The 14,012-nt window shown below is 57.3% G+C and carries 6 protein-coding genes, 2 tRNA genes and 3 rRNA genes; all 11 read left to right on the top strand.

The features are described from left to right. Window positions 1–26: 26 nt before the first annotated feature. Window positions 27–1,559, top strand: a complete 1,533-nt coding sequence (locus FXN63_RS02040; RefSeq protein ID WP_148812372.1) for an ABC transporter substrate-binding protein — start codon at window positions 27–29, stop codon at window positions 1,557–1,559. Between the two features lie 80 nt (window positions 1,560–1,639). Continuing rightward, entirely contained in the window at window positions 1,640–2,557 is a 918-nt protein-coding gene (locus FXN63_RS02045; protein ID WP_148812374.1) for an ABC transporter permease, read from the top strand. 11 nt (window positions 2,558–2,568) lie between these two features. Then, window positions 2,569–3,477, top strand: a complete 909-nt coding sequence (locus tag FXN63_RS02050) for an ABC transporter permease (protein WP_148812376.1) — start codon at window positions 2,569–2,571, stop codon at window positions 3,475–3,477. A 10-nt stretch (window positions 3,478–3,487) separates the two neighbouring features. Further along, a complete protein-coding gene (locus FXN63_RS02055; protein ID WP_148812378.1) occupies window positions 3,488–4,474 on the top strand; it encodes an ABC transporter ATP-binding protein in 987 nt (328 codons plus the stop codon). Further along, window positions 4,471–5,319, top strand: a complete 849-nt coding sequence (locus tag FXN63_RS02060) for an ATP-binding cassette domain-containing protein (RefSeq protein WP_148812380.1) — start codon at window positions 4,471–4,473, stop codon at window positions 5,317–5,319. The genes FXN63_RS02055 and FXN63_RS02060 overlap by 4 nt, the downstream gene beginning before the upstream one ends. A 43-nt stretch (window positions 5,320–5,362) precedes the next feature. Next, on the top strand, window positions 5,363–6,766 hold the full coding sequence (locus FXN63_RS02065; protein WP_148812382.1) for a M20 family metallopeptidase: 1,404 nt from the start codon (window positions 5,363–5,365) through the stop codon (window positions 6,764–6,766). 1,498 nt (window positions 6,767–8,264) lie between these two features. Further along, window positions 8,265–9,795, top strand: a 16S ribosomal RNA gene (locus FXN63_RS02070). Between the two features lie 70 nt (window positions 9,796–9,865). Further along, window positions 9,866–9,942, top strand: a tRNA-Ile gene (locus FXN63_RS02075). A 54-nt stretch (window positions 9,943–9,996) separates the two neighbouring features. Then, window positions 9,997–10,072, top strand: a tRNA-Ala gene (locus FXN63_RS02080). Window positions 10,073–10,463: 391 nt separating this feature from the next. Further along, window positions 10,464–13,347: ribosomal RNA gene (locus FXN63_RS02085) — 23S ribosomal RNA — on the top strand. A gap of 196 nt (window positions 13,348–13,543) precedes the next feature. Continuing rightward, window positions 13,544–13,656, top strand: a 5S ribosomal RNA gene (rrf, locus tag FXN63_RS02090). The 16S, 23S and 5S rRNA genes sit together here with 2 tRNA genes alongside, the layout of an rRNA operon. The last annotated feature ends 356 nt before the right edge of the window (window positions 13,657–14,012 follow it).

The following is a 14,012-nucleotide window of genomic DNA, read 5'->3' on the forward strand; positions in this document are numbered from 1 at the left end:
TATTAATGAGGCATTTCGCTACCGTAATGAAGCACGCGAGCACCAACGTGGTGCGCAGTGCGTGTCTGGCTGTCGTCCTGGCTGCCAGCGCGACCGCAGCTCACGCGGGAAAAAGCAATGACACCCTGGTTTATGCCTCGGACAACGAAGTCGACAATATCAGCCCGTATCACAACAACATGCGCGAAGGCGTGGTGTTGGCAGCCCTGGGTTGGGACACACTGATCTTCCGTGATGTGGACACCGGTGCCTACAAGCCCGGCCTGGCACTCAGCTGGAAATGGGAAACGCCCACCGCACTGGTGCTGACCTTGCGCCAAGGCGTCACCTTCCACAATGGCGACAAGTTCACCGCCGACGACGTGGTCTACACCTTCAACACGGTCACCGCCCCCGAAGCCAAGATCGCCACCCGCCAGAACACCGACTGGATCAAGAACGCCGAGAAAATCGGCGAATACGAAGTCCGCCTGAATCTGGTATCGGCATTCCCCGCCGCACTCGAATACCTGGCTGGCCCCACCCCGATCTACCCGGGTGCCTACTTCGCCAAGGTCGGCGTCGAGGGCTACAGCAAGGCACCGGTCGGCACCGGCCCGTACAAGATCACCGCGGTGATCCCGGGCCAGGGCGTGAACATGGAAAAGAACGTCAATTACTACAAGGACGCACCCTCGGGTCAGCCGAAGATCGGCAAGATCAACTTCCGCGTCATCCGCGATCCGGAAGCACGCACCGCGCAGTTGATGACCGGTGCGGTTGACTGGATCTGGCGCGTACCCGCCGACCAGGCCGAATCCATGAAGGCCATGTCCAACATCACCGTGCTCAGCGGCGAAACCATGCGTATTGGCTTCCTGAGCATGAACGCCAACGGCACCACCCCGGAAACGCTGCCCTTCAAGGACGTGCGTGTTCGCCAGGCGGTCAATCACGCCATCAACCGCAAGGGCCTGTCCGACAGCCTGGTGCGTGGCGGCAGCCAGCCGGTGTTTGCACCGTGCTTCCGCACCCAGCTGGGCTGCGAAACCGGCAAGGTCGTCAAGTACACCTACGACCCGGCCAAGGCCAAGGCACTGCTGGCCGAAGCGGGCTACCCGAACGGCTTCGACACCGACCTGTGGGCCTACCGCGAGCGTGAATACGCCGAAGCCATGGTGGGCGACCTGCGCAAGGTCGGCATCCGTGCCCGCCTGCACTTCGTCCAGTACCCGGCACTGCGCAACGAGTTGCGCTCTGGCCGCGCGCCGATGAGCTTCCAGGCATGGGGCTCGTTCTCGATCAACGACGCATCGGCCTTCGTCGGCAACTACTTCAAGGGCGGCCCGGACGACACCGCCAAAGACCCGCAAACCATCGGCATGGTGCAGATCGCCGACACCACGGTCGATGTGGCGGAACGCAAGGCCAAGTACGCACAGGCCCTGCAACGCATCTCCGAGCAAGCCTTCTGGGCACCGATGTTCTCGTACTCCACCAACTACGCGTTCACGTCCGACCTGAAGTTCGATGCACAGCCGGACGAGCTGCCGCGCTTCGTGCGAGCCAGCTGGAAGTAATTCTCCCCAGCTTCTTCCGATAGCAAGGGGCGGGACACCCGTCTCGCTCCTTGCGGACTTTTGCGGAACAACACATTCCCATGCTGACTTATATATTCCGCCGGCTGCTGGTCGCGCTGGCCGTGATGATGACGGTTGCCGTCGTCAGCTTCATGTTGCTGCACCTGTCCGGTGACCTCGCCACCGCCATTGCCGGTCCCGAGTCGAGCGCCGCAGACGTCGAGAAAATCCGAATTCAGTACGGACTGGACCGTCCCATGACGACCCAGTTCTTCGAATGGTTCTGGGCCGCGCTGCACCTGGACTTCGGCCGCTCCTTCTACTTCCCCAACACCGTTGTCGAACTCATCGGCGAACGCCTGCCCATCACCTTGAAGCTGGGCGGCATTTCTCTGCTGCTGGCCGTGCTCGTGGCAATCCCGCTGGGCGTGGCCGCCGCGATCTATCGCGATTCCTGGGTGGACCGTGTCGCACTCGGCATCGCCGTGGTCGGCCAGGCCATGCCCAGTTTCTGGTTCGCATTGACGCTGATCCTGATCTTCTCGGTGCAACTGAAATGGCTGCCGGTGGCGGGTAACGTCAGTTGGCAGCACTTTGTGTTGCCGGCGATTGCGCTGGGCTACTACGCCATGCCGTCCCTGATGCGCCTGACCCGTGCCGGCATGCTGGACGTGCTGGGTTCCGATTACATCCGTACCGCCCGCGCCAAGGGCCTGTCGCGCAAACGCGTGGTGTTCAAACACGCGCTGCGCAACGCCATCATCCCCGTGGTGGCGCTGGCTGCTGTGGAACTCGGCTTCATGCTGGGCGGCTCGGTGGTGATCGAATCGGTCTACTCCATGCAAGGCCTGGGGCAACTGGCCTGGGATTCCATCTCGCGCAATGACTACCCCGTGGTGCAGGCGGTGGTCTTGATCATCGCCGTGTTCTACATCGGCCTGACCTTCGTGGCCGACGTGCTCAACGCCGCCCTCGATCCCCGCATGCGCACGCGCTAGGAACCGACACCATGTCATCTCCCCCCATCACATTCGGCAAACAGCCGCTGCCACTGCCGGTCATCCCCGCCTGGCGGCGCTGGACCAAGCGCGTGCTTGGTCACCACGGCCTGACGCTCGGCGCGATCATCTTGCTGGTGATTTCTGTCGCCGCACTGCTGGCCCCGTGGATCGCCCCGCACGACCCCTACGAACAAGACGTCACCCGCCGCATGATCCCGCCGGTCTGGTACGACAAAGGCAGCTGGGAATTCATTCTGGGTACCGACAAACTGGGGCGCGATTACCTCAGCCGCCTGCTGTACGGTGCACGCGTGTCGCTCATCATCGGCATGGCTGTCACGCTGATCTCCGGTGTCATCGGCACCACCATGGGCGTGCTCGCCGGTTACTTCGGTGGCCGGGTCGATGCCGTCGTCAGCTACATCCTGACCGTCCGTCTGGCCATGCCCGTGGTGCTGGTCGCCCTTGCGATGGCATCGCTGGTGGGGGGATCGCTGAACGTGGTGATCCTGCTGCTGGGCCTGTTGTTGTGGGATCGCTTCGCCATCGTCACCCGTTCCGCCACCCAGCAACTGCGCGACGCCGAATTCATCGCCGCCGCCAAATCGCTGGGCGCATCCACGCCCTACATCGTCATCCGCGAACTGCTGCCCAACCTGCTGAGCGCGCTGCTGGTGGTGGCCACGTTGGAAATGGCGCACGCGATTCTGCTGGAATCCACGCTGTCCTTCCTGGGCCTGGGCGTGCAACCGCCCACCCCGTCCTGGGGCCTGATGGTTGCCGAAGGCAAGGCCTACATGTTCTTCCAGTCCTGGGTGATCCTGATCCCCGGCATTGTGTTGGCGACCCTGGTGCTTGGCATCAACCTGCTGGGCGACGGGCTGCGCGACCTGACCGCGCCCGACGGCCGCAATTAAGGAACGCGCCATGAGTCTCTTGCTCGACATCAAAAACCTGAAGGTCGACCTGCCTACTGAGCGCGGCGTCCTGCAGGCCGTGCGTGGCATCGACATCCAGGTCAAACGCGGCGAAATGCTGTGTCTGGTGGGCGAATCCGGTTGCGGAAAATCCATGACCTCGCTGGCCTTGATGGGCCTGCTGCCCAGCAAGGCCAAACGCAGCGCCGACCACATGCGGTTCGACGGCATCGACCTGCAATCGCTGGACGAGCGCGGCATGGCGAACCTGCGCGGTTCCCGCATGTCGATGATCTTCCAGGAGCCGATGACCTCGCTGAACCCGTCCTATACATTGGGCGATCAGCTGTGCGAAGCCTTGCACGCGCACAAGAAAGTCACCGCTGCGCAAGCCCGCGACCGCGCGGTCTATCTATTGGAGCGTGCCGGTGTTCCCATGGCTGCTGATCGCATGCGCCAGTACCCGCACCAGTTGTCGGGTGGCCTGCGCCAACGCGTGATGATCGCGATGGCGCTGATGTGCGAACCCGACCTGATCATCGCCGACGAACCCACCACCGCATTGGACGTCACCATCCAGGCGCAAATCCTTCGCCTGATCCGCGAACTGCAAAAGGAATTCGGCACGGCCGTGGTCTTCATCACGCACGACCTGGGTGTGGTCGCCCGCATCGCCGACAACGTCTCCGTCATGTACGCGGGGCAGGTCGTGGAAAACGCCCCGGTGCGCGAAATCTTCACGCATCCTTCTCACCACTACACCCGCGGCCTGCTGAACTGCATCCCGGTTCGCGGCAAGACGGAACCAGGCAGCCGCCTGCAATCCATCCCCGGCGTGGTGCCCAGCCTGATCGGCAAGATCGAAGGCTGTACCTTCGCCAACCGCTGCGCCCACGTGCGCGACGCCTGCATCGCCCCGCCCAACGTACAGGTCGATCCCACCCACACGGCGCTCTGCGTCGATGCCGTGCCGCTCGCATCCCTGGAGACCGCATGAACACGCACGCCTCCACCGCATCGAGCACCGACGATATCGCGCTTGAACTGTGCGACCTGAGCCGTACCTACCGACTGAAACGCGGCCTGTTCCGCGCGCCTGGCATGATCAAAGCGGTCGATGGCGTCTCGCTGCGCATTCGTCGTGGCGAAACGCTGGGCCTGGTCGGTGAATCGGGCTGCGGCAAAAGCACGCTGGCCAAAATGCTGCTGGGTCTGCTGGAACCGAGTTCCGGCAACGTGCTGATCCACGGCAAGGAAATCAACCCAAGCAAGCGCCTGGCCCTGGCCCGCAGCATTCAGCCGATCTTCCAAGACCCATATTCATCCCTGAACCCGCGCCGTACCGTGGGCGACATCGTGGGCGTGCCGCTGCAACTGCACAAGGTCGGCAACGACGCGGAACGCAAAAAGAAAGTGCGCGACATTCTCGACATCGTCGGCATGCCGGAACGCACGCACACGCAGTACCCGAATCAGTTGTCCGGCGGTCAACGACAGCGCGTGGCCATTGCCCGCGCCCTGGTCCTTCGCCCCGACATCCTGATCTGCGACGAACCCACTTCCGCGCTCGACGTGTCAGTGCAGGCCCAGATACTGAACCTGCTGTTGGACTTGAAGGCCGAATTCGGCCTCACTTACCTGTTCATCAGCCATGATCTGGGTGTGGTCGAACACCTGGTCGACCGGGTCGCCGTCATGCACCGTGGCAAGATCGTGGAACAGGGCACGCGCGAACAGATCTTCGCCCGCCCGGAACACCCCTACACCCGCATGTTGCTGGCCTCGGTGCTGACGCCCGAACCAGGACTCGGCATTCCCGAACTCAGCACCGAGACACTGTGATCTCGCTGCTCTTTGCCCTTCACCCACCCAGAGGAAAAGTTTCATGAGCCGCCAAGAAGCCATCGATGCCACGCTGGCCAGCTTCGATGATGGACGCTTCCAGCAAACGCTGGCGCGCCGCGTTGCCTATCGCACCGAAAGCCAGGACGCCAACAGCGGCCCGATCCTGCTTGCCTACCTGAACGAAGAAATCGCCCCGCAACTGGCCGCGCTGGGTTTCACCAGCCGCGTGGTCGACAACCCCATCGCCGGCAAAGAGCCCTTCCTGCTGGCCGAGCGCATCGAAGAAGGCGCGGCATTCACCGTACTGACCTACGGTCACGGCGACGTGGTGCGCGGCTACGACGCGCAATGGCGCGACGGCCTGAAGCCCTGGGAAATCGTGGTCGAAGGCAACCGCTGGTACGGCCGTGGCACTGCCGACAACAAGGGTCAGCACACCATCAACCTGTCGGCACTCGAACAAGTGCTGGCCGCTCGCAATGGCAAGCTGGGCTACAACGTCAAGATCATCCTGGAAATGGGTGAAGAAGACGGCTCGCCCGGCCTGAACGAAGTCTGCAAGCAGTACGCAGCCGAACTGAAGTCCGATGTGTTCCTGGCATCCGATGGCCCGCGCGTGTCGTCCTCGCGCCCCACCATGTTCCTGGGTTCGCGCGGCGTCTTCAATTTCAACCTGCACGTGGAACTGCGCGACGGTGGTCACCACTCGGGCAACTGGGGCGGCCTGTTGGCCAATCCGGCCATCCGCCTGTCGCACGCCATCGCCAGCATGATCGACGCCCACGGCAAGATCCTGGTCGACGGCCTGCGTCCGCCGGAAATTCCCGCCAGCGTGCGCGCCGCCTTGGCCGACATCGAAATCGGCGGCGACCCGGGTGATCCGGAAATCGACCCGACCTGGGGCGAACCGGGCCTGAGCGCATCGGAACAAGTCATCGGCTGGAACAGCATGGAAGTGCTGGCCTTCACCAGCGGCAACCCCGCCATGCCCGTCCACGCCGTCCCGCCCACCGCACGTGCCCACTGCCACATGCGTTATGTGGTTGGCAGTGATCGCGAGAATTTCCTGGCCCACATCCGCAAGCACCTGGATGACCACGGCTTCCAGGATGTCGAACTGCGCAGCAACGAAGTCCGCATGGCCGCCACCCGTCTGGACCCGGACGACGCCTGGGTACGCTGGGCACTGGCTTCGATCGAGAAGACCAGCGGCAAGCGCCCGGCACTGCTGCCCAACCTGGGCGGCTCGCTGCCGAACGAAGTGTTCTCGGAAACCTTGGGCCTGCCCACGCTGTGGGTACCGCACTCCTACCCGGCATGTTCGCAACATGCACCGGATGAACACATCTTGGGCGACCTGACCCGTGAAGCGCTGGGCATCATGGCCGGCATGTTCTGGGACCTGGCGGAACAAGGCCCGTCGGTGATGAAGGAACGCAAGTAAGACAAGGCTGGCTGGCGCTGTAGATGTGTCAGCCAGTTCACCTTGTCCACAGGGCAGAGATGCCTGCTTGTGCACAGGGAGCGGATTTCCCGGATGGCCCTCTATATATAGAGGGCCATCGTCGTTTTGGGCGACCGCTTCTTAACGGCGTCGTGGCGGGGCGGTTCCGCGCTGGCTTCGATCTGCGACTTCGCAGGGGATAGGCGTTGGCGCTGTATGTGTTGGCGGCGGACGTAGCCGTGACTGGTGGGACGCCGACGTTACTCGCCGTTAGCGCAGAAGGGCAGAAGGGCAGAAGGGCAGAAGGGCAGAAGGGCAGAAGGGCAGAAGGGCAGAAGGGCAGAAGGGCAGAAGGGCAGAAGGGGCGGCCCTTTGCGGAGCCTCTATATATAGAGAGAGGGGAGCGTACACGGTGCGGCGACTGTCTGCGACGCAGTGCACCCTCTATATATTAGAGCATTGGACTTGGCCTACAGGTATCCAGGCAGCAACTACTTCCCGAGTGGCTCTCTATGTAGAGGGGTTGTTTGGTGTGGGATGGAACGATGTAGAGCAGGCGTGGCGACTGAGCTCTTCCATAGATCTTGTGGCGCTGGCACTTCGTCAGCGTAAATAAGGGATATCTCTGTAAAGCGTTTGACACATCCGAAATACGTGTGCATAATTCGCCTCCCTGTTGAACACGACGCGCAAGCGGCGGGGTCAGCAAGGCAGAAACAGCGAGTTGGGATGAGGCGAAAGCCGCAGTTCTGATGAGCAAGCGGCGTGAAGTTTTTTTAGTTCGAAAGTTTGAGCAAAGAAAATTTCACGTAGGCGAAACAAGCCTGGATTTATCGTGCTATAGTTTCTGGCTCGGCGCTACAAAAACAGCGGTGAGCAAATAGCGAAGCGGTTCGGAATAAGATTCTGAATTGGCCAAGCGACACCCGATCTACTGGAAGTTCAGTTGATCAGCTGAAAAGACATTTCAGCTTGTGGTGTGAAGTTTTCGTGTTATAGTTTTGGGCTTGGCGGTGCAAAAACAAGTCGGCGGTTAGCAAGCAAGGTTGGCGAAAGTTGATCTAGTTGGCGAAACAAGTTGATGAGTTAGAAAGTTTGCAACGATGAGTTGAAAGCAGTAACGAAAACAGTGTAGAATGCACGACTCGCTGATCGCGACGCAGTAAATAGCGAAACGGTTAGTAAGTAAGAATTAGCAATAAACGGCAGCGATGCCGGGTGCGATTAAGTCGATGACTTGATTGGCCGAACGCTCTTTAACAACTAAACAGCCGATAAGTGTGGGCGCTTGAATGACGGCGCTGCCGGCAGATCGATCTTCGGATTGGTTTGCTGGCTAGCGAACAGAAATTAAGTGCTCACTTGAGAAATAAAGAGTAAGACCAGAGACGCAAGTCTCGATCCCAATCTTCATTTCCTTTGAGCAAGCGACCTACTGGGAAGCTGTCGTGATCTTCGGGTTGCTGCAGTCCCCTTAAGTAGGAAAAAACTAGAGATTAAACTGAAGAGTTTGATCCTGGCTCAGATTGAACGCTAGCGGAATGCCTTACACATGCAAGTCGAACGGCAGCACGGACTTCGGTCTGGTGGCGAGTGGCGAACGGGTGAGTAATGTATCGGAACGTACCCAGTAGCGGGGGATAACTACTCGAAAGAGTAGCTAATACCGCATACGCCCTGAGGGGGAAAGCGGGGGATCTTCGGACCTCGCACTATTGGAGCGGCTGATATCGGATTAGCTAGTTGGTGAGGTAAAGGCTCACCAAGGCGACGATCCGTAGCTGGTTTGAGAGGACGACCAGCCACACTGGAACTGAGACACGGTCCAGACTCCTACGGGAGGCAGCAGTGGGGAATTTTGGACAATGGGGGAAACCCTGATCCAGCCATTCCGCGTGTGTGAAGAAGGCCTTCGGGTTGTAAAGCACTTTTGGCGGGAAAGAAACGGCGTCGATTAATACTCGGCGTAACTGACGGTACCCGCAGAATAAGCACCGGCTAACTACGTGCCAGCAGCCGCGGTAATACGTAGGGTGCAAGCGTTAATCGGAATTACTGGGCGTAAAGCGTGCGCAGGCGGTTCGGAAAGAAAGATGTGAAATCCCAGGGCTCAACCTTGGAACTGCATTTTTAACTACCGGACTAGAGTATGTCAGAGGGGGGTGGAATTCCACGTGTAGCAGTGAAATGCGTAGATATGTGGAGGAACACCGATGGCGAAGGCAACCCCCTGGGATAATACTGACGCTCATGCACGAAAGCGTGGGGAGCAAACAGGATTAGATACCCTGGTAGTCCACGCCCTAAACGATGTCAACTAGCTGTCGGGACCTTCGGGTTTTGGTAGCGCAGCTAACGCGTGAAGTTGACCGCCTGGGGAGTACGGTCGCAAGATTAAAACTCAAAGGAATTGACGGGGACCCGCACAAGCGGTGGATGATGTGGATTAATTCGATGCAACGCGAAAAACCTTACCTACGCTTGACATGTCTAGAATCCCGAAGAGATTTGGGAGTGCTCGAAAGAGAACTGGAACACAGGTGCTGCATGGCCGTCGTCAGCTCGTGTCGTGAGATGTTGGGTTAAGTCCCGCAACGAGCGCAACCCTTGTCATTAGTTGCTACGAAAGGGCACTCTAATGAGACTGCCGGTGACAAACCGGAGGAAGGTGGGGATGACGTCAGGTCCTCATGGCCCTTATGCGTAGGGCTTCACACGTCATACAATGGTCGGGACAGAGGGCTGCCAACCCGCGAGGGGGAGCCAATCCCAGAAACCCGATCGTAGTCCGGATTGTAGTCTGCAACTCGACTGCATGAAGTCGGAATCGCTAGTAATCGCGGATCAGCATGTCGCGGTGAATACGTTCCCGGGTCTTGTACACACCGCCCGTCACACCATGGGAGTGGGTTCTACCAGAAGTAGGTAGCCTAACCGTAAGGAGGGCGCTTACCACGGTAGGATTCATGACTGGGGTGAAGTCGTAACAAGGTAGCCGTATCGGAAGGTGCGGCTGGATCACCTCCTTTCAGAGCGAAATGCGCCTGAAGCAAGCGTCCACGCTTATCGGCTGTTGCAGTAAATCAAGTTGAAGTCTGAGGGTCTGTAGCTCAGTTGGTTAGAGCACCGTCTTGATAAGGCGGGGGTCGTTGGTTCGAATCCAACCAGACCCACCAGTTCTTTAGACGAAATTTGATTGAAATACTGCGCGGCAATTACGCAAGACCCTGGGGGGTTTAGCTCAGCTGGGAGAGCACCTGCTTTGCAAGCAGGGGGTCGTCGGTTCGATCCCGTCAACCTCCACCAGTCTTACTGATCTTCACGATCGCAGCATCATCGGATGTGTGATCGAAGTCTTGTGTACTTATCTGCATAGAGTTCAGGCTTGAACGATGACGGCAAATTATTTGCTGACTGCGTTGAAGGCTGAATTTTGTTCAGCGGCTGTTATGTTCTTTAACAATTTGGAAGAAGCACAACAATAAAGTGTGTTTCGTGAATCTCGAACCTCTAGGTTAACTCCTTGAGTGTGACAGATCTTGCGAACATAACGGGTTGTGATTGCATATATAAATCCGGCTGCGGTCGCGATGTCTAACCTACATCGTGACCACGCAAGCGGCCGGAGCACAAACGCTGTAAGACCAAGGTTCTATAACCCCTGGCGCTGGAAGTCAGCCAGCCGCTACGGTTATAGGATCAAGCGACTAAGTGCACGTGGTGGATGCCTTGGCGATTACAGGCGATGAAGGACGTTGTAGCCTGCGATAAGCTGCGGGGAGCTGGCAAACAAGCTTTGATCCGCAGATTTCCGAATGGGGAAACCCACTCCGCAAGGAGTATCTCTAGCTGAATACATAGGCTATTGAAGCGAACCGGGTGAACTGAAACATCTCAGTAGCTCGAGGAAAAGAAATCAACCGAGATTCCGAAAGTAGTGGCGAGCGAAATCGGATGAGCCTGTACGTTTTAGCGTTAGTCATAGTCGAACAGTCTGGAAAGTCTGGCCATAGCAGGTGATAGCCCTGTAGACGAAATGTCTTTCGTGGAACTAAGCGTACGACAAGTAGGGCGGGACACGTGAAATCCTGTCTGAATATGGGGGGACCATCCTCCAAGGCTAAATACTCGTAATCGACCGATAGTGAACCAGTACCGTGAGGGAAAGGCGAAAAGAACCCCGGAAGGGGAGTGAAATAGATCCTGAAACCGCGTGCATACAAACAGTAGGAGCCTCCTTGTGGGGTGACTGCGTACCTTTTGTATAATGGGTCAGCGACTTACATTCAGTGGCAAGCTTAACCGATTAGGGAAGGCGTAGCGAAAGCGAGTCCGAATAGGGCGTCCAGTCGCTGGGTGTAGACCCGAAACCAGATGATCTATCCATGGCCAGGTTGAAGGCACGGTAACACGTGCTGGAGGACCGAACCCACTAATGTTGAAAAATTAGGGGATGAGCTGTGGATAGGGGTGAAAGGCTAAACAAATCTGGAAATAGCTGGTTCTCCCCGAAAACTATTTAGGTAGTGCCTCAAGTATTACTCCAGGGGGTAGAGCACTGTTATGGCTAGGGGGTCATGGCGACTTACCAAACCATTGCAAACTCCGAATACCTGGAAGTACAGCTTGGGAGACAGAGCACCGGGTGCTAACGTCCGGACTCAAGAGGGAAACAACCCAGACCGCCAGCTAAGGTCCCCAAATATAGCTAAGTGGGAAACGAAGTGGGAAGGCATAGACAGTCAGGAAGTTGGCTTAGAAGCAGCCATCCTTTAAAGAAAGCGTAATAGCTCACTGATCGAGTCGTCCTGCGCGGAAGATGTAACGGGGCTAAGCTATATACCGAAGCTGCGGATGCGTGGATCATATCCATGCGTGGTAGGGGAGCGTTCTGTAAGCCTGCGAAGGTGACTTGTAAAGGTTGCTGGAGGTATCAGAAGTGCGAATGCTGACATGAGTAGCGATAAAGAGGGTGAAAAGCCCTCTCGCCGTAAGTCCAAGGTTTCCTACGCAACGTTCATCGGCGTAGGGTGAGTCGGCCCCTAAGGCGAGGCAGAGATGCGTAGCTGATGGGAAGCAGGTTAATATTCCTGCACCATTGTTTAATGCGATGGGGGGACGGATCGCGGAACGTCATCGGGGTGTTGGAAGTCCCCGTTGCTGCATCGAAGATGGTACTTAGGCAAATCCGGGTACGTAAATCAAGGGTGTGGCACGAGCAGCTTTTAAGCAGCGAAGTGATCGGAAGTGGTTCCAAGAAAAGCCTCTAAGCTTCAGTTAAACAAGACCGTACCGCAATCCGACACAGGTGGACGGGATGAATATTCTAAGGCGCTTGAGAGAACTCGGGATAAGGAACTCGGCAAATTGATACCGTAACTTCGGGAGAAGGTATGCCCTGGTAGCGTGAAGCACTTGCGTGCCTAGCGTGAAAGGGTCGCAGAGAATCGGTGGCTGCGACTGTTTAATAAAAACACAGCACTCTGCAAACACGAAAGTGGACGTATAGGGTGTGACGCCTGCCCGGTGCCGGAAGGTTAAGTGATGGGGTGCAAGCTCTTGATCGAAGCCCCGGTAAACGGCGGCCGTAACTATAACGGTCCTAAGGTAGCGAAATTCCTTGTCGGGTAAGTTCCGACCTGCACGAATGGCGTAACGATGGCCACACTGTCTCATCCCGAGACTCAGCGAAGTTGAAGTGTTTGTGATGATGCAATCTACCCGCGGCTAGACGGAAAGACCCCATGAACCTTTACTGTAGCTTTGCATTGGACTGTGAATCGGTCTGTGTAGGATAGGTGGGAGGCGCTGAAGCGATGTCGCTAGATGTCGTGGAGCCAACCTTGAAATACCACCCTGATTTATTTGCGGTTCTAACCTTGGTCCGTTATCCGGATCGGGGACAGTGCATGGTGGGCAGTTTGACTGGGGCGGTCTCCTCCTAAAGGGTAACGGAGGAGTTCGAAGGTACGCTAGGTACGGTCGGAAATCGTGCTGATAGTGCAATGGCATAAGCGTGCTTAACTGTGAGACTGACAAGTCGAACAGGTGCGAAAGCAGGACATAGTGATCCGGTGGTTCTGAATGGAAGGGCCATCGCTCAACGGATAAAAGGTACTCTGGGGATAACAGGCTGATACCGCCCAAGAGTTCATATCGACGGCGGTGTTTGGCACCTCGATGTCGGCTCATCTCATCCTGGGGCTGTAGCCGGTCCCAAGGGTATGGCTGTTCGCCATTTAAAGAGGTACGTGAGCTGGGTTTAAAACGTCGTGAGACAGTTTGGTCCCTATCTGCCGTGGGCGCTGGAAATTTGACGGAGCCTGTTCCTAGTACGAGAGGACCGGAATGGACGTACCTCTGGTGTACCGGTTGTCATGCCAATGGCATTGCCGGGTAGCTATGTACGGAAGAGATAACCGCTGAAGGCATCTAAGCGGGAAACTCGTCTGAAGATAAGATTTCCCAGAGACTTGATCTCTCTGAAGGGTCGTTCGAGACCAGGACGTTGATAGGCTGGGTGTGGAAGCGCAGTAATGCGTTAAGCTAACCAGTACTAATTGCCCGTGAGGCTTGATCCTATAACCCTGGCGGTTGTAGCGTTCGTGTCTTTATATGGTCACAACCCGAACACCTGCAAGACGCTCTGTATATAACGATATACACAGCCTCGAAACACACGTATAATTATGCTTCTCTCCAAATTGGGCAGGTTGCTCATAGTTGTCGGCTAATCGAAAGATCAAGCCGACACGAACAACCCGCCAACCAGTTATGCCTGACGACCATAGCAAGGTGGAACCACTCCTTCCCATCCCGAACAGGACAGTGAAACGCCTTTGCGCCGATGATAGTGGACGGACGTCTGTGAAAGTAGGTCATTGTCAGGCTAGTTATACGCAAAACCCCATCTGTGAAAACAGGTGGGGTTTTGTCATTGTGCGACGGGAAAATAGATTACATGCAGAGCAACGCGGCACAGAAAACTGCGCCTCATCCTCCACCCTTTGCAGATCACGAATACCCCGGGGGATTGAATGTTTCATGCATAAGGCCCCTCATCGAAGGGGCTTTTTAACGCCTGCACGGGATGAAAACCACCCTGAATACTCAAAAATAGGGGGGTGTGAAAGTCGAGTTTCTTGCAGCCAAAGCATGAGTGTTGGCATAAATCGAGTTTTTCAAACGCTTCGTTTCAACGGCCCGAAGCAGGAAAGGCGACATTCGAAGATCGGATTTGGTCAAG

It is taken from the genome of Pigmentiphaga aceris (assembly GCF_008119665.1).
GTDB classification, from domain to species: Bacteria; Pseudomonadota; Gammaproteobacteria; order Burkholderiales; family Burkholderiaceae_B; genus Pigmentiphaga; species Pigmentiphaga aceris.

Coding starts and splice junctions, on each gene's coding strand:
- FXN63_RS02040 (WP_148812372.1), top strand. CDS start 27: ATGAAGCACGCGAGCACCAACGTGGTGCGCAGTGCGTGTCTGGCTGTC.
- FXN63_RS02045 (WP_148812374.1), top strand. CDS start 1,640: ATGCTGACTTATATATTCCGCCGGCTGCTGGTCGCGCTGGCCGTGATG.
- FXN63_RS02050 (WP_148812376.1), top strand. CDS start 2,569: ATGTCATCTCCCCCCATCACATTCGGCAAACAGCCGCTGCCACTGCCG.
- FXN63_RS02055 (WP_148812378.1), top strand. CDS start 3,488: ATGAGTCTCTTGCTCGACATCAAAAACCTGAAGGTCGACCTGCCTACT.
- FXN63_RS02060 (WP_148812380.1), top strand. CDS start 4,471: ATGAACACGCACGCCTCCACCGCATCGAGCACCGACGATATCGCGCTT.
- FXN63_RS02065 (WP_148812382.1), top strand. CDS start 5,363: ATGAGCCGCCAAGAAGCCATCGATGCCACGCTGGCCAGCTTCGATGAT.